This is a genomic window from Streptomyces griseorubiginosus (genome assembly GCF_001514195.1).
Classification (GTDB): Bacteria; Actinomycetota; Actinomycetes; order Streptomycetales; family Streptomycetaceae; genus Streptomyces; species Streptomyces griseorubiginosus.
The window spans coordinates 315333-331589 of sequence record NZ_KQ948743.1 but is presented as its reverse complement, the minus strand read 5'-3'; the positions used below and the strand labels follow the sequence as shown (position 1 = coordinate 331589).

Annotated in this window: 17 protein-coding genes; 6 read left to right on the top strand and 11 right to left on the bottom strand. The window is 71.1% G+C overall.

Translation table 11 applies throughout. The features are described 5' to 3' along the window. Positions 1-7 precede the first annotated feature (7 nt). The 10 genes from AQJ54_RS34965 to AQJ54_RS34920 all read right to left on the bottom strand — a co-directional run bounded on the left by AQJ54_RS34965 (position 8) and on the right by AQJ54_RS34920 (position 10092). Positions 8-1045, bottom strand: coding sequence for a sugar kinase (locus AQJ54_RS34965; protein ID WP_062244331.1), 1038 nt, complete (start codon positions 1043-1045; stop codon positions 8-10). Beyond that, positions 1042-1674 carry a bifunctional 4-hydroxy-2-oxoglutarate aldolase/2-dehydro-3-deoxy-phosphogluconate aldolase gene (locus tag AQJ54_RS34960; protein ID WP_062244328.1) on the bottom strand — a complete coding sequence of 211 codons (633 nt, stop codon included), beginning with the start codon at positions 1672-1674 and terminating at the stop codon, positions 1042-1044. The genes AQJ54_RS34965 and AQJ54_RS34960 overlap by 4 nt, the downstream gene beginning before the upstream one ends. Beyond that, entirely contained in the window at positions 1671-2432 is a 762-nt protein-coding gene (locus AQJ54_RS34955) for an SDR family oxidoreductase (RefSeq protein WP_062244325.1), read from the bottom strand. The genes AQJ54_RS34960 and AQJ54_RS34955 overlap by 4 nt, the downstream gene beginning before the upstream one ends. Continuing rightward, on the bottom strand, positions 2429-3472 hold the full coding sequence (locus tag AQJ54_RS34950) for a zinc-dependent alcohol dehydrogenase (RefSeq protein WP_062244322.1): 1044 nt from the start codon (positions 3470-3472) through the stop codon (positions 2429-2431). Before AQJ54_RS34950 ends, AQJ54_RS34955 begins: the two co-directional genes overlap by 4 nt. An 83-nt stretch (positions 3473-3555) precedes the next feature. Further along, positions 3556-4461: an amidohydrolase family protein gene (locus tag AQJ54_RS34945; protein ID WP_062030889.1), complete on the bottom strand. Its 906-nt coding sequence runs from the start codon at positions 4459-4461 to the stop codon at positions 3556-3558. A gap of 38 nt (positions 4462-4499) precedes the next feature. After that, the gene (locus tag AQJ54_RS34940; RefSeq protein WP_062030891.1) at positions 4500-4847 is read right to left on the bottom strand and encodes an L-rhamnose mutarotase; all 348 of its coding nucleotides are present in this window, start codon (positions 4845-4847) and stop codon (positions 4500-4502) included. Continuing rightward, entirely contained in the window at positions 4844-6847 is a 2004-nt protein-coding gene (locus AQJ54_RS34935) for a DUF8034 domain-containing protein (protein ID WP_062244319.1), read from the bottom strand. Before AQJ54_RS34935 ends, AQJ54_RS34940 begins: the two co-directional genes overlap by 4 nt. Positions 6848-6855: 8 nt before the next feature. After that, complete coding sequence (locus AQJ54_RS34930) at positions 6856-7710, bottom strand: carbohydrate ABC transporter permease (protein WP_062244316.1); 855 nt, start codon at positions 7708-7710, stop codon at positions 6856-6858. Positions 7711-7813: 103 nt separating this feature from the next. Further along, a complete protein-coding gene (locus AQJ54_RS34925; RefSeq protein WP_030324828.1) occupies positions 7814-8728 on the bottom strand; it encodes a carbohydrate ABC transporter permease in 915 nt (304 codons plus the stop codon). Continuing rightward, a complete protein-coding gene (locus AQJ54_RS34920) occupies positions 8725-10092 on the bottom strand; it encodes an ABC transporter substrate-binding protein (RefSeq protein WP_062244312.1) in 1368 nt (455 codons plus the stop codon). Before AQJ54_RS34920 ends, AQJ54_RS34925 begins: the two co-directional genes overlap by 4 nt. A gap of 308 nt (positions 10093-10400) precedes the next feature. On the opposite strand from AQJ54_RS34920, the gene AQJ54_RS34915 reads away from it, so the two are divergent. The 5 genes from AQJ54_RS34915 (at position 10401) to AQJ54_RS34895 (ending at position 14974) form a co-directional block, all read left to right on the top strand. Beyond that, entirely contained in the window at positions 10401-11162 is a 762-nt protein-coding gene (locus AQJ54_RS34915; RefSeq protein WP_062030898.1) for a FadR/GntR family transcriptional regulator, read from the top strand. 201 nt (positions 11163-11363) lie between these two features. Further along, entirely contained in the window at positions 11364-11870 is a 507-nt protein-coding gene (locus AQJ54_RS34910; protein WP_062030900.1) for a SigE family RNA polymerase sigma factor, read from the top strand. An 11-nt stretch (positions 11871-11881) separates the two neighbouring features. After that, the gene (locus AQJ54_RS34905; RefSeq protein WP_062244310.1) at positions 11882-12403 is read left to right on the top strand and encodes a hypothetical protein; all 522 of its coding nucleotides are present in this window, start codon (positions 11882-11884) and stop codon (positions 12401-12403) included. Positions 12404-12476: 73 nt separating this feature from the next. Further along, positions 12477-13700 carry a bifunctional glycosyltransferase family 2/GtrA family protein gene (locus AQJ54_RS34900; RefSeq protein ID WP_248845496.1) on the top strand — a complete coding sequence of 408 codons (1224 nt, stop codon included), beginning with the start codon at positions 12477-12479 and terminating at the stop codon, positions 13698-13700. After that, positions 13697-14974, top strand: a complete 1278-nt coding sequence (locus AQJ54_RS34895) for a hypothetical protein (protein ID WP_428843813.1) — start codon at positions 13697-13699, stop codon at positions 14972-14974. Before AQJ54_RS34900 ends, AQJ54_RS34895 begins: the two co-directional genes overlap by 4 nt. A gap of 46 nt (positions 14975-15020) precedes the next feature. Here the strand turns inward: AQJ54_RS34895 and AQJ54_RS34890 are convergent, their stop codons facing one another. After that, complete coding sequence (locus tag AQJ54_RS34890) at positions 15021-15665, bottom strand: NAD(P)-dependent oxidoreductase (protein WP_062244307.1); 645 nt, start codon at positions 15663-15665, stop codon at positions 15021-15023. A gap of 93 nt (positions 15666-15758) precedes the next feature. Here AQJ54_RS34890 and AQJ54_RS34885 point away from each other — a divergent pair, with 93 nt between their 5' ends. Next, complete coding sequence (locus AQJ54_RS34885) at positions 15759-16238, top strand: Rrf2 family transcriptional regulator (RefSeq protein ID WP_062244305.1); 480 nt, start codon at positions 15759-15761, stop codon at positions 16236-16238. The last annotated feature ends 19 nt before the right edge of the window (positions 16239-16257 follow it).

The window sequence follows — 16257 nt, the reverse complement described above, 5'->3', positions numbered from 1 at the left end:
GGGTCGTTCAGCGTCGGACGTGGGCCGAGCCGCCGTCGACGAGCGCCTCGACCTCGGACAAAGTGGCCATGGAGACGTCGCCGGGAGTGGTCATGACGAGGGCGCCGTGGGCGGTGCCGTAGGCGAGGGCGCGTTTCAGGGAGTGGCCGGCGAGCAGGCCGTGGATCAGCCCGGCGGCGAAGCCGTCGCCGGAGCCGATGCGGTCCAGGACGTGCAGGCCGGGCATACGGGGACCGGCGACGTAACCCGTCTCGGCCGACCAGGCGGCCGAGCTCCAGTCGTTCACACCCGCCGAGGGCACCTCGCGCAGGGTCGTCGCCAGCACCTTCACCTCAGGCAGCAGGCCGGCCACCGCAGTGAGCGCGTCCGGCACCTCGTCGGCGGTGAACCGTACGGCGCCCGGGTGCTCACCCGCGAGGCCGAGGGCGCCCACCACGACGTCGGCGTGCCGGGCCAGGCGCAGGTCGACCTCGCGGGCCCGCTCAGGTCCGCCGCGGTCGGCCCAGAGGCTGTGCCGGTAGTTGGGGTCGTAGGAGACGGTGAGGCCGTGCCGGCGCGCGGCCGCCATCGCCTCGTCGGCGACGTCGGCCGTGGTCTCCGACAGACCCGCGAAGATCCCACCGGTGTGGAACCAGCGCGCCCCGGCCGAGAACACCGTGTCCCAGTCCACGTCGCCTTTGCGTAGTTGGGAGACGGCGGTGTGGGCGCGGTCGCTGACACCGAGCGCGCCCCGGATGCCGTAGCCGCGCTCGACGAAGTTCAGGCCGTTGCGGGCGGTGCGTCCGATGCCGTCGTCGGGGATCCAGCAGATCCTGGAGGCGTCCACCCCGCCCTGGAGGATCAGGTCCTCGACGAGGCGTCCGACCGCGTTGTCGGCCAGGGCGGTGACGACGGCGGTGCGCAGACCGAAGCAGCGGCGCAGTCCGCGGACGACGTTGTACTCGCCACCGCCCTCCCACACCTGGAAGGTGCGGGAGGTACGGATGCGGCCCTCACCGGGATCGAAGCGGAGCATGACCTCGCCGAGGGCGATCACGTCGGTCATGGCACGCTCCGCTCCACGGCCTCGGCGGTCAGCCGGCGGATCTCCTCGTAGTCGCCGCTCGCGAGGAGGGCGGGGGTTGCCATCCAGCTGCCGCCGACCGCGAGCACGGAAGGTTCCCTGAGGTAGCCGGGCAGCGCGGCGGCGTCGATCCCGCCGGTCGGCATGAACCGCACCCCGGGGAAGGGCGCGGCGAGCGCCCGCAGCATCGCCCGGCCGCCGAGCGGCTCGGCGGGGAACAGCTTGACCGTGTCGATGCCCGCCCTGACCGCGCGCATCAGCTCGGTGGCCGTCGCGACGCCCGGCGCGACCGGCACGCCCAACGCCCTTGCCGCGTCGAGGACTTCGTCGTCGAGGCCGGGCGAGACGAGGAAGCGGGCCCCGGCCGCCACGGCCCGTTCCGCCTGCTCGGCGGTCAGCACCGTGCCCGCGCCGACGACCAGACCGCCCTCGGCGGCCATCGCCTTCACGACCTGCTCGGCATCGGGGGTGCGGAAGGTGACCTCGGCGCAGCGGGCACCCCCTGCCGCCAGGGCGCGGGCCAGCGGGGCGGCCGTGCGGGGGTCGGGCACGGTCAGGACCGGCACGATCCGCGCCCCGGTGAGCAGCCCGGCGAGGTCGGTGCCGGTCATCGGCCGAGCCATCCGCCGTCGACCGGGAGGACGGTGCCGTGGATGTAGTCGGCGGCGGAGGAGGCGAGGAAGACGGTGGCGCCGGCGAGGTCGTCGGCGTTGCCCCAGCGGGCGGCCGGGATGCGTTCCAGGATGGCCTTGCTGCGGGCGGGGTCGTCCTGGAGGGCCTGGGTGTTGTCGGTGGCGATGTAGCCGGGCGCGATGGCGTTGACGTTGACGCCGTGCGGGGCCCATTCGTTGGCGAGCGCCTTGGTCAGTCCTGCGATGCCGTGTTTGGCGGCGGTGTAGCCGGGGACGGTGATGCCGCCCTGGAAGCTGAGCAGGGACGCGGTGAAGACGATCTTGCCCTGGCCGCGGGCGACCATGGTGGCGCCGATGGCGCGGGTGAGGGCGAACTGGGCGCTCAGGTTGACCTGGAGGACCAGGTCCCAGTCGGTGTCGCTGTGCTGGGCGGCCGGGGTGCGGCGGATGGTGCCGGCGTTGTTGACCAGGATGTCCACCGGACGCTGTCGGCCCGCGAGGTTTTCGCCCAGGGCCCGCACCGCGTCGGGGTCGGCGAAGTCGGTGCGGATCGCCTCGAAGGTCCGGCCGGCGGCGGTGACGTCCTTCTCCACCGCGCTGCCGGACTCCTCCAGGGAGGCGCTCACCCCGATGACGTCCGCGCCGGCTTCGGCGAGAGCGCGGGCCATGGCGCGGCCGATGCCGCGCCGGGCGCCGGTGACGACGGCGAGCTTGCCTGTCAGATCAAAGGCGTTCACTGGACGGCTCCCTGGGCCTCGTCGGTGCAGTCCACCAGGATCTTCATCACGTTTCCGCCGCCCTCCAGCGCCTCGAAGGCAGCCGGTGCGTCGGTCAGGGGCACGATCTTGGTGATCAGCCGGTCTGCGGGGACGGCACCCTCCGCGACCAGGGACACGGCTCGTTCGAAGTCGGAGCGGTCGTACAACCGGGCGCCGACGAGGGTGAGTTCGCGCCAGAAGAAGCGGTGCAGGTTCACCTCGCGGGGCCGGGAGTGGATGGCGACCAGGCACAGCCGGCCGCGCACGCCGAGCACGTCGACGGCCGTCTCCACGCCCCCTTGCGCGCCGGACACCTCGAAGGCCACGTCAGCCCCCGCGTCCCCGGTCCATTCCCGCACGAGTGCGGCCAGGTCCTCGGCGGCCGGGTCCCACACGGTCAGGCCCAACTCCTCTGCGAGCAAACGCCGGTGAGGGCTCAGCTCCACCACCCTGACATCCCCGCCGGCGGCCCTGGCGGCCAGGGCGATCAGGACGCCGACGGGGCCGCCGCCGACCACGACGACCCGCTCGCCCTCGCGCACCTGGGCGCGGCCGACGTCGTGCACGGCGACCGCGGTGGGCTCCACGAGCGCTGCCCGGTCCAGGGGCAGGGAGTCGGGCAGGCGTATGAGGGTGGAGGCGGGGACGGTCCAGCGCTGTTGCATGGCGCCGGGGGAGTCGATGCCGATGAAGTCGAGGTGTTGGCAGATGTGCTGGTGGCCGTTGCGGCAGGCGGGGCAGGTGTCGTCCCAGCGCAGCGGCATCACGGTGACTGCGTCACCGGGTGCCCAGCCCTCGACGCCCTCGCCCACCCGGACGATGCGGCCGGACATCTCGTGCCCGAGGACGGCGGGCGCGGTGACCCGGGCGTCCATGTCGCCGTGGAAGATGTGCAGGTCGGTACCGCAGATCCCGACGAAGGCGGGGGCGATCTCCACCTCACCGGGGCCGGGCGGCGCGGTCTGGACGGGGGCGGTGTCCAGGGTGCGGGCGGAGGTGTAGCGGGCGGCAAGTGGCATGGGGGCAGGGTCCCTTCGGCGCGGACCGGAGCAGTGGGGCGGTGTGTCCGGCGCGGGGTCGGTGCGATGTTCGGCGGGGCGGGTCAGGTCGTTCGGATTGCTGCGCCGCTCTCCGCGGCGACGGGGGCGAGCCCGTAGAACGCGGTCGCGGTGCCGACGAGAAGCGCGTGGACGTCGCTCTCGCTCCAGCCGGTGACGAGTTCGTCCACGGTGGTGGCCCACCGGTTCCAGCCGCCGGCCAGGTTGGCAACCGGCCAGTCCGAGCCGAACATCAGCCGCTCGGGGCCGAAGGCTGAGACCAGGACGTCCCAGGCGGGGCGGATGTCGGCGGTGGTCCAGTGGGTGTGGTCGGCCTCGGTGACAAGCCCGGAGACCTTGCACACCACGTGCGGGTGTGCTGCCAGCCGTCGGATCCCGCGTTCCCACTCGGTGAGGTCCTGCCCGACGAGGTCCGGCTTGCCCGCGTGGTCGAGGACCTGGGGCAGGTCGGGGAAGCGTTCCGCGAGCCGGATCGCCTGGTCGAGCTGGTGGTCGCGCACGAGGACGTCGTAGCGCAGTCCGCGGTCCCGGGCCGCCCTCAACCCGCTTTCCACGTCAGGGTGTTGCAGCCAGTTGGGGTCGGTCTCGCCCTGGACGAGGTGCCGTAGGGAGCGCAGGTGTCCGCCGCCCGGCCCGGCTTGCAGCTTGTCGAGTACGTCACCGACGGCCGGTGACGTGAGGTCGGCCCAGCCGACCACGGCCTGGATCAGGGGCTCCCGCTCGGCGAGCGCGAGCAGGTCCTCGGTCTCGGCGACCTCCGCGATGCACTGGACGACGACCGTGCCGTGCAGTCTCCGGCCCGCGATGGGCCGGGTGGCGGTGGAGCGCAGGTCGTCGGGGGTGAAGGTGCGGCGGATCGACGTCACGCCGGGGTCGTCCAGCCACGGCTGGGGACGGTGGTCGAGGTCCCACAGATGGTGGTGGGCGTCGATGAGCACGGGTGCGTTCACGAGGTGATCCAAGTCGGGTCGGACTGGTGCGGGCCGGGTCAGGCGGTGGCGTCGTCGGTCGGCGCGCTGAGGTGCCAGACCTCGGGGAGTTCGGTCCACTGCCGTCCCTCGCCCCGGTCGGGGAAGGGCTCCTGGCACGGGTCGGTGTGCTTCCACCAGCGCTGGGTCTCGGGGTCGGCCTCGATGGACGCCATGTCCGCCTCGAAGTCGTCGCCGATGTACTCCATGTACGCGAACAGCACGTCACCGTGGAGGTAGATGCTGTAGTTCCGGATGTTCGCCCGGAGCAGGGCGGCCTCCACGCCGGGCCACACGGCGGAGTGGAGCCGCAGGTACTCCTCGCGGTGCTCGGGACGGAGCCTGATGGTCTGGGCGATGCGCTTCATGCCGATTCCCCTGTCGTGTCGTCGGAGCGGGACCCGTCGAAGGGTGTGCCGTAGCTGGGTGTGCGAGTGCGCAGCCCCAGCCGCAGGGTCAGCCGGATACGGGTGGAGGCGGGCAGCCGGACCGTCAGGTACGGCCCCTCATGCGGGACTTCGGCCTCGGAGACCACCGGCTCGGTGTGGCCGTAGTCGTACATGTCGCCGATCCAGCCGTCGTCCGTGCAGGTCGTGTACCGGACGCCGGTGATGGTGTGCTCGGCGAACGCGCCCGCCTGGACGATGACCGTGCGGTCGGTCTCGGGGGCCAGGTTGACCAGCTCGACGGTGGTCGCCTCCGGGTCGATGGAGCTGACGAGCGCGGCGACGTCCGCGGGCAGGCCGGCGCGGCGGGCGTCGGCGTCGTGGTAGCGCAGCCGGGCCTGCTGGAGACCGCCCTGGTACAGCACCTGCGGGCCGCCCCAGGTGAGTTGGACCAGGGCCTCGGTGACCACCGGGTTGCACAGCTGCCACACATGGATGTCGGCCTCGGGCACGTCCAGGTCGCGGTAGCGGTCGATGCGCCGCAGCCGGTGCCGTATCTGGGCCTGGGCGGTGGCGAGGATGCGCTCGGGGTAGTCGGGGTCGTCGCCGGCGAGGAAGGCGAACCACGCCTTCTCGTGCCCGGAGTCCTCCTTGGACCGGAACGGCCGCACGGTGCGCCAGTCGATGCCGTCCGCCTCGCGCAGCCCCTCCAGCCGGGCCCGGTCGGCCTCGGAGGAGGTGTGGTGCCACAGGGCCACCGGCACGGGGGGCGTGGCCGGGTTGTAGTCGAACCAGCCGGAGTCGTTGTGGCGGAACGGCAGGTGGATGGTGGGCGTGTGCCGGTCCTGACCGACCAGTTCCACCGCCCACTTGGAGGGAAGACTGGTGTCGGCCTCCGTGTGGGGCATGACCTTGGCCTGGCCTATGAGCGTGTCGAGCGAGGTCGCGACCATGGAGAGGTAGTCGTCGTCGCCGGTGACCGTGGCCGCCGCGAGCGCCCCCACGCAGGCCGCGTGGCCGAGGCTGTGCCAGCCGTGCGGCCAGGACCAGCCGTAGTGGCCGCCGTACCAGCGCCCTTCCAGCAGGCTGCCGACGACCCCGTCCGGGCCGACGTTGTCCGGGATCAGACCGCCGTTCGCCTCGGTGCGTTCGCGCCAGGCGCTGACGTACTCGACGATCCAGTCCCGGTAGCGCTCCTCGCCGGACAGGATCCAGGCGTTGAGGACGAGACCGGCCGCGGCGAGGTTCATCGTGGTGTCGCCGACGCCCATCCGGTCGCGCATCTGGTCGCCGAGCCGCGGGTCCGCCGAGAGCGGGTACGGACCGTCCTGGGCCTCGGGCAGCCACTCGAGCGGGTAGCCGTAGGTCTCCGCCTCCTTCAGCAGCCACGGGTAGACGTCACCGTCGAACAGGCCGGTGCGCTCGGGGTCGCTGCCGTTGTGGGGGCGGGTGATGATGCGGTGCTCGGGGTCGTAGTTGCCCTTGGCGGGGTCGACGTACAGCTCGGCGAAGCGCAGGGCGCGCTCACGCCACCGGTCGGGGGCGGCCATGCACAGGAAGTAGAGCAGGAGCAGGCTCTCGCCCTGGTGGAACCAGTCGTAGCCGCGCTCGTACTCGTCGCGCAGCATGTCCAGTTCGGTCAGCTGCCGGGTGACGCCCTCCCAGTGCTTCTCGCTGGCGGGCAGCAGGTCGTCTGCGCCGCCGAGGAGGTACAGCTGGGGCCAGTTGAAGAAGACCTCGTAGAAGTCGTCCGCACCGTCGCGGGTGGTCAGCGGGCCGGTGTAGTTCAGTCGACCGTCGGGGCCGGTGAAGTCGCGGGCGAAGCGGCGCCAGGCGTGGTCGAGGAGGTCGAACAGCGAGCGCTGTGCGATGGCCCAGCCGGGTGGTTCGAGCAGCGGGATCCCGGCCGTGATGTCGGGTGCGGTCTGCTCGGAGGCCGGGGTCTCGGCTCCGGACGCGTGGGGGTCGGGGCTGTAGGGCATGAGGGCTGTTACTCCTTGGTGGCGCCGGCGAGCATTCCGCTGACCAGGAAGCGCTGGGCGAACAGGAACACGACGAGCACCGGTGTGATGGCCACCAGCGTCGCCAGTGCCAACTGCGGTCGTTCGATGGCGAGTGTGCCGACGGTCGGGTTGAACGACGGCACATTGCTGAGGAGGCTGCCGACGCCCACCTGGACGGGCATCTGGTCGCTCTCGGGGAGCATCACGTAGGGCAGGAAGTAGTTCGTCCAGTTGGCGACGAAGCTGAAGAACCCGACCAGCGCGATGACGGGGGTCGCCAGAGGCAGAGCCACGTGGCGGAACACACCGAACTCGGAGCAGCCGTCCATCCGCGCCGCGGCCAGCAGATCTTTGGGCACGGCGGTGGTGAAGTAGATGTACGTCAGGTACACCCCGAACGGGTAGAACGAGTACGGCAGGATGATCGACCACATGGTGCCGATCAGATGCACCGCGTTGATCTCCAGGAAGAGCGGCACCACCAGCGTGGCGTTCGGCATCAGCATCACGACCAGGGTCGCGATCAGCAGCGTGTGACGGCCGCGGAACTCGGTCATCGCCAGCGCGTAGCCGGCCGGAATGGCCAGGCAGAGCGTGATGACCAGGGAGATCGCGGCGTAGACGGCCGAGTTGCGCAGCCACACCAGGATCGCGTCGTCCTGGAAGGCGGTGAGCGCGTGCCAGTTGGCCTTCAGCGCGTGCCAGGACCCGAAGGACAGCGGGTTGTCGTGGACGAGCTGCTGGTCGGTCTTGGTCGCCGCGAGCAGCAGCCACAGCACCGGCAGGACGAAGAACACCACGAAGACGGTGAGCACCGAGCCGGCCAGCAGACGGGATGTCACGCGGCGGGGTCGACGGCGGCGCGGGTGTGGCTGCCCGTGGCGGCTGCCGGGGTGCTGATCCCGTTTCGCGGGAGGAGCGGCTGCGAAAGAGTTGGATCGTGTGTCAGTCGGCATCGAAGAACCCCGATCGTGCGACGAAGACACCGGCGACCGACACGCTGACGACCAGGAGCTCCACGGAGACCGCGGCGGCGCCGTTGATGTTGTTCATCTGGAAGGCGAAGTCGTACGTCAGCTGGTTGAGCGAGTAGTCGCGGCCGGCCACGCCCGTGCTCGCCAGGGAGAGCAGCTGCGGCTCGACGAAGAGCTGCGCGCCGCCCGCGAAGGCCAGGATCACCATGTAGACGATCCACTTGCGGAGCATGGGGATCTGCACCCGCCAGGCGGTCTGCCAGCCGTTCGCGCCGTCGATGCGCGCGGCCTCCATGACGTCCTTGGGGATGTTGTTGAGCGCCCCGTACATGACGACGATCCAGCCGCCCGCGCCGGTCCAGAACGCGATGATCGTGAACAGCAGCGCCAGGTTTCCGGGGGCGATGACCTCGCCGAAGGTGTGGAAGCCCAGTGTCTCCAGCAGGGAGCTGACCGGGCTGACGGTCGGGTCGAGCATGAACAGCCACACCAGTACGCTCGCGGCGCCGGCGAGGGCGCCGGGGATGTAGTAGAGGAAGCGCAGTGCCTGACTGAGCGGTCCGGAGGACAGCTTGTGCAGGAGCAGTGCCAGGACCACCACGAACACCACGAGGGACAGCAGCCAGAAGACCAGGTACAGGGCCACGTGGCCCAGTGAGTCGACGAAGCGGAAGTCCTGCGCCGTGGTGACGAAGTTGGAGAGGCCGGTGAAGGCGCCTCCGGCGTCGGTGAACGCGAAGTAGATCGCGTAGCAGGTAGGAAGGACGCCGAAGGCGATCAGCAGCAGCACGTAGCCGGCGACGAATGCCACGCCGGCCCGGCTCTGCCGGGAGGTGCCGCGAGGGCGCCCCCGGACAGAGCCGGCCGAGGAGTGCGTGACGGTCACTTGGAGACCTTGTATCCGTCGGCCTGGGCGTACTTGACGATCGAGTCCTGCCAGGCGGGCAGCATCGACTCGATGGTCTTGCCCTGCGTGATGCCGGGCTTGACGGTGGCGGCCCAGATGGCCTCCTGGCTGAACTGGCCCGAGCCCCAGTCGGACCACACCTGCGAGGAGGCGTCCTTGAGGGCCGTGAGGTCACTGGCGTAGTACTCGGAGGCGGCCTGCGCCTTCAGCCAGTTCTCGGCCGCCGGGGCGTAGGCCGGGAAGCCGGGGGCCTTCTCGCCCTGGTAGGCGTTGTCGGTGGTGACCCACTTCAGGAAGTCGGTGGCCGCCTTGAGGTGGCTGGAGTGCTTGGACAGCAGCCAGGTGCCGCCGCCGACGTTGCCGGTGGCGGGGGAGGTGTCGCCCTGCCACTGCGGGATGGGCGCCACCGCGATCTGCTTGGCCGGGGTCTTGAGGCCGTCCTTGAACACCGCGCCGCCGTACCACGCCGGGCCGGGCATCAGCAGGACCTTGTCGGCCTCGTTCTTGGCGAAGTCGGTGCTGAAGACGCCGCTGATCGACATGGACTTGTTCTTGATCAGCGTGTCCAGGAGCTTGGCCATCTTGGTGCAGGACTCGCTGGTGGTGTTCACCGACACGGCCTTGGGGCCGGTGATGTGGTTGGCGCCGCACTTGCTCGCCCACAGGTAGATCTCGGGGGTGAAGGAGTCACCCGCGTCGCCCACGAGGTAGCCGGGGTGCTCCTTGGCGACCTTCTCGCCGAGCGCCTGGAACTCCTCCCAGGTCGTGGGGACCGCGTAGCCGAACTTCTTCAGCAGCGGCGCGTTGTACCAGAGCACCGCCTGGGAGAGGTCGTTGCGCAGGCAGTACAGGGTGCCGTCGACCGTGCAGACGTCGTTGGCGCCCTTGGCGAACCCGCTGAGGGTCGCGTCCGGGATGAGGCCCTTGTTCAGCGGAGCCGCGAAGCCCGCGTCGACGGCCCAGCTGGCCTCGTTGTTCTGGGAGCTGAAGACGACGTCCGGCCAGCCCTTGCCGGTGCGGTTGAACAACTGGACCTTCGTCTGGAGGTAGTTGGACCCGTTGGCGTCGCCGTCGTAGCTGACGATGTTCAGCTTCGCGTTCGGGTGCGACGCCTGGTACTGCTTCGCCGCGTCCATGCGGGTCGCGTCCACCCAGACGGTCAACGCCCCGTCGTTCTGGGCGGCTTGGGCGAATCCGTCCTTGTTGGTGGTGCCGCCGGTGCCACCACCGCCGCCACAGGCGGTGACGGTGAGGAGCACGGTGGCGGCACAGCCGGCCAGCAGCGCGGCTCGTCTCCCGCTGGTACCTGTCTTCCGGGCTGCCGAAGGCTTGTAGACGGACATAGCGACTCCACTGGGTGTCCATGAGGGTTTCTGACGGCTCTGGCGTTGCCGCCGCGGAAGAAATTAGCCGCCATATCCGATGTGACGTCAAGGGGTGTGTACGTCTTTTTTCGCGCTTCAGCGGTCATGCCAAGGTAACCAAGTCGACCCATAGAACCAGGTAAAACGGCATGAAAGCGGCAAAGTGCTGACGGATTCATGATCGAGCCTGAAATCAATGAGTACGACTTATCGAAGTCTGGGGTACGATGAGCGCGGCTTCAGGGCCGATCGGTCACCGTTGTCGCAGTCACCCGGAGGCAGGACACATGAAGGACACGCCCGCGGTGGCGGCATTGGTGAACGGATCGGACGAGCGGACCGACTACCGGCCCGGCTACGAGATCGTGGCGGAGCGGATCCTCGAGTTCATCGCCGAGTCCCGCCTGGTCCCCGGTGACCGCATGCCCACGGAGAACGACCTGGCCCAACAGCTCGACACCAGCCGGGCGGTGGTCCGGGAGGCAGTCAAGATCCTCTCGGCGCTCGGCCGGGTGCGGGCGCACAAGGGGCGCGGTCTGTTCGTCGCGGACGACGACGGCATGCTGATCACCAGTCGCTGGGGCGGCTTCTTCCGGCCCGTGGACCTGGACCACGTGCTCATGCTGTTCGAGTTCCGCCGGGTTCAGGAGATGGCCGCCGCCCGGCTCGCGGCGACCCGTGCCACCCCCGCCGAACTGCGCACCATCGAGGTCGCCATGCAGCAGTGCCGGCACGGGTACGTCCACGGCGAGGTCGACGTCTTCAACCAGGGGGACGACGAGTTCCACGCGGCGGTGGCGGCGGCCTCGCACAACACCTTCCTCGGCAGCGCGGTGCGCGACGCCCGCCGCCTCCAGCGCCAGTCCAGCGCGATCGGCATCCACAACAGCTTCAACGAGGGCACCGCTTCCGCGGTCGAGGAGCACGAGGCGATCTACCGCGCCATCCGCGACGGCCACCCCGACGAGGCCGCGCAGGCCACGGCCGTACACCTCGACCGGACGCTGGAGGACTACCGGCGGGAGATCCAGCGCCGGTTGTTCGGCTGATCCCACCCGGACGGCACTGTGGCGCCTTCGACCTGTGTGTCGGAGGCGCCACAGTGCTGCCCGGGCGGGCGCCGACATCCCGCCTCCCTCCTGGCTCCGGCGCCGGAGTGATCCAGATCACGGGCCCTGAGTGCAGCGTGCACCGGGGCCCGGTGTCTTTCTCAAGGTGTAGGCAACCAGGGGAAAGCAGGGACAGTGCGGATGGAGCAGGCTCGGGCCCGTGAGTTCGACGCGTTCGTCGCGGCCCGCTGGTCGACGCTGATCCACCTCGCCCGGCTGCTCGTCGGCGGCGACCGCCACCGGGCCGAGGACCTCGTCCAGGAATCCCTGGTCAAGCTGTGGTTCGTCTGGCCCAAGGTCGCCGACGAGGCTCCGGAACCCTACGTGCGCAAGGTGATGGTGCGTGCGGCCGCCCGCTCGGGCCAGCGGCGCTGGTGGGGTGAGCGCCCCGTCGACCAGCTGCCCGACACGGCGATGGCCACGGATGTCTCCGCGGACGTCGCGGAGCGGTCCCGGCTGGAGGCGGCGCTGGCCCAGCTGCCGCCGAAGCAACGCGTGGCCGTGGTGTTGCGCTACTACCAGGACCTCCCCGAGGGCCAGGTCGCGGAAGTGCTCGGATGCCCGGTGGGGACGGCTCGGTCCCACGCCGCCCGGGGAGTCGCGCGACTGCGCCGGCTCCTGGCCGACGTCATCGAGCCGGTCCAGTGAAGGAGGGCCCCATGGATCACTTCGAGCGCGAACTGGCGCGGATGATGCGCGACGGTGAGGAGCCCACGCCCTTCGAGGCGAGGCACGGGGAACGACTGCGGGCCGGGGTGCGCCACCGCCGCCGGATGAGGGCCGCACGCAGGGCCGCGGGCTCCGTCCTGGCCGTCGCCGGGCTCTGCCTCGGGCTGTTCCTGCTGCCCCAGGGGCCCTCCCGGGTGGAACCCGCGGATCACGACCCGCTCCCCACCGTCACCTCCACACCGTGGACGTCCTCACCGCCCGGCACCCCCGACACCACGCCGAGCGGCCCCTCCGCGCCGACCGCCACGACCGGCGCTCCCACGCACACCGGCGGCGACACGGTGACCACGACACCGCCCACGGCGCCGGTCACGACCGGAGCCGCGACCGGGACGACGTCCTCCTCGACCTCGCCCCCGCCCTCCGCGGGCTCCACCTCGCCCCCGCCCACGGGGACGGCGACCTGGCAGAGCGACTCCCCGTCGATCTCGACCTCGCTCGTCACGCCGTAACCCCCTGGTTCACCCCGTTCCGCCCCGAGTGCCTTCAGCATGCCCTGACCAAGCGCGCAAAAGAGGATCAACCATGAGAAAAGCCGGGCCACTTCCCGTGCGGGAACAGAGCCGTCTCCCGTACCGCACACCGGTGCCGACACACCATCCGGAGCCGGTCCTGGACGTGGTCGTCCCGGTGTTCAACGAGGAGACGGACCTGGAACCGAGCGTGCGAAGGCTCCACGCGCATCTCAGCGAGACGTTCCCCTACGCCTTCCGCATCACGGTCGCCGACAACGCCAGCACCGACCGCACCCCGCAGACCGCGGCCCGGCTGGCGGAGGAGTTTCCCGAAGTCGCATGGCTGAGACTGGCCGACAAGGGCCGCGGCCGGGCCCTGAGCCACGCCTGGTCGCTGTCGACGGCACCCGTCCTCGCGTACATGGACGTGGATCTGTCCACCGACCTGACGGCGCTGCTGCCGCTGGTCGCCCCGCTGATCTCGGGGCACTCCGACATCGCCATCGGCACCCGCCTGGCGCCGGGCTCCCGGGTGGTGCGCGGCCCCAAGAGGGAGATCACCTCCCGCTGCTACAACGCCCTCCTGCGCTCCACCCTCTCCGTGGGCTTCTCCGACGCCCAGTGCGGATTCAAGGCGGTACGCCGTGACGTGGCCGAACGGCTGCTGCCGCTGGTGCAGGACTCCGGGTGGTTCTTCGACACCGAGCTGCTGGTCATCGCCGAGCGGGCCGGGCTGCGCATCCACGAGGTGCCGGTCGACTGGGTCGACGACCCCGACAGCCGGGTCGACCTCCTCGCCACCGCGCTGGCCGATCTGCGCGGCATCGTCAGGATCGGCGGAGCGCTGCGGCGCGGCGCCTTCCGGCCGGCGGCCGTCCTGGGGCGGGCCACGACCGAGGCGACCCACGGCCCGGCGCGCCAACTCGTGCGCTTCGCCGCCGTGGGAGCGGTCAGCACCCTCGCGAACCTGCTGCTCTACACAGCGTTGCGCCCCCTCACCGGGCCCCAGTCGGCGAACGCCCTCGCGCTGCTGCTGTGTGCCGTCGCCAACACGGCCGCCAACCGGCGTTTCACCTTCGGACTCTCGGGCCGCGGCCACGCCGTACGACACCAGGGCCGGGGCCTGGTGGTCTTCCTGATCGGGCTGGCCCTGACCGCCGGATCCCTCGCCGTGCTGCACCACGCGGCGCCCACGGCCACGCACCGCACCGAACTCGTCGTCCTCCTCGCCGCCAACCTGGGCGCGACCCTGCTGCGGTTCCTGCTGTTCCGGACATGGGTCTTCCGCGGATGAACCACACCACCGTCACCCGCCCGCGCCCTTGGAACGCGAGACTCTCGCCGCCGACCGCGCCCGACCGGCCCCGCACCTCAGACCCCTTGCACCGGCTGCGCCGTGCGGCCGAGCACCACGGACCCGTCCTGCTCATGTACGGCACGTTGAAGCTCATTGGCTTCGGCGCCTTCATGTACCTGCTGCACTCCACCGGCGACTACCAGAGGAAGAACCCGCGCTTCGGCGGAGGCGCCCGTCCCTGGGACGTCCTGGCCACCTGGGACGGCTGGTGGTACCAGCAGATCGCCGAGCACGGCTACCACCCTGCGCTCGTCCCGGTCCCCGGAGCCACGGGCATGATCACCCTCGAAGGGAACTCGGCGGCGTTCTTCCCGCTCTACCCGGCCCTCATGCGGACCGTCTCCGCACTCACCGGTCTCGGCTCGTACGGCGCCGGCCTGCTGGTCTCGATCGTCGCGTCCTTCGTCGCCGCCCTCGGGATCTACGCCGTGACCGAGCGCTTCGGCGGCCGGGGGGCCGGGCTGGCCGCGGCCGGTCTCTGGGCCGTCTGGCCCGGTTCCGGAGTGGAGTGGGCGGTCTACTCCGACTCCCTCTACGTCGCCCTGGCCGTCTGGGCCTGTCATGCCGTCATGAGCCGCCGATGGCTCACCGCCGGGCTGCTGACCTGCGCGGCCGGGCTCAACAGACCCACCGCCGCGGCACTGATCGCGGCGGTCGCCCTCGCGGCCCTGCTCGCACTGCACCGCCGCGAGGACGGCATCCGGGGCCCGCTCGCCGCGATGCTCCTCGCCCCGCTCGGCCTGCTCGCCTACCTCGGCTGGGTCGGCCACCGGATGGGCGACTACGGAGGTTACTTCCGGCTCCAGTCCGGCGCCTGGGCGCATGAATGGGACTTTGGCCGGCAGACCCTGGACGTCCTGACCTCGGTCCCGGTGGGCCGCTCCGACTACCTCTTTCCCTGGCCCTTCGCGGACATGATCGGCGTCGGGGTCGTCCTGCTCGCGTTCGCCCTGCTCCCGCTGCTGTTCCGGAACCGTCCTCCGGTGGTCCTGACGGTCCACACCGTCCTGACCCTCGTGCTCGTCCTGGGCAGCCAGCAGATCTTCGGGAACGTCTCGCGCTATCTGCTCCCGCTGTTCCCCCTGTTCATCCCGCCGGCTCTTGCGCTGCGCCGCCTCGGCCCGGTCCACCGGTTCGCGCTGCTTGCCACGGCGGCCCTGGCCTCCGGGTCGTACGCGGGCTACGCCCTCTTCGAACTGGGAGTGCCGTAGGGGGACTTCGCGGACGAACGGTCCAGAGGGCAGGGCCGGGCAGGGCTCAGTACGCGACGGTGAACCGCGCCTTGCGGTGGGCCGGCGTGTCGATCTCGTCGACGAAGGCGATGGCGTAGTCGGCGCCGGATATGGACGACTTGCCGTCGGCGTCCGCGACCAGCACGTCACCGCCGAGGCGGAACGAGCCGGTGCGCTCGCCGGGGGCCCAGGCGCCGAACTCGGCGGCGGGGCTGACGTAGAACCAGTCCACGTCGATGTCGGCGGCCCGCAGCGCCTCCAGTACGTCGGCGTGGGTGGACGCCTCGGGCTTGTAGGCGTCCGGGAAGTCAGGGGTGTCGACCAGGCGCGGCCCGCCCTCGGCCACGTGCAGGCTGCCCGCGCCGCCGACCACGCCGATCCGGGCACCGCCCTCGGCGGCCGCCTTGAGCAGCGAGGGGACGAGCGGCAGCAGGAAGGGCTCGCCGTCCGCGCTGCCGTGGACCGCGATCACCAGCACATCGGACTTGGCGGCCAGCTCGCGCACCAGGGACTCGTCGTCGACGGAACCCGCGAGGGGGGTGACACCGGCGCGGGCCTCGGCGGAGCCGGTGCGGTTGACCGCGATGACCTCGTGGCCGCGACGCAGGGCCTCGTCGGTGATGTGCCCGCCGGCGTAACCGGTGGCACCGAAGACGGTGATGATCGCCATGGGGGGACTCCAAGCATTCGTTGCTGCGACACTTACGAATCGAACTGTAACAGCCGCAGTAGCGAATTACGGCAAAGGCCTTACCATGAAGTCATGGCACAGCCCACGAACACCCAGTTCGCGGTCGGGGTCCACCTGCTGACCCTGCTGGCGGGCACCCCCGGCCAGTGGCGGGACTCGCAGTCCCTCGCCCGGAGTCCCGCGACCAACGCCGCGCACGCCCGCCGCATCCTCGGCCAGCTGCGCGAAGCCGGGCTGGTCCGTTCCCACCCGGGACCGCGCGGGGGCTGGATGCTCGACCGGGACGCCGCCGCGATCGACCTCGGCACGGTCTGGCTCGCGCTCAACGGTGAGGACCCGGTCCTCGGCGTGCACGTCCCGCAGCCCGACTGCGGGGTCGGCCAGCGGGTGTACCGCAACCTCATCGAGCTGGACCGCCGGGCGCGCAAGGCGCTGCTGGCCGAACTCGCCCGCACCACCGTGGCCGAGGTCCTGCACGAGGAGACCGCCGCGGTCGCCTCCGGCACCTGCCCCCCCACGCACGGACCGCTTGACCGGGGCCGGGACCCGTGACGGGCCCCGGCCCCGCAGT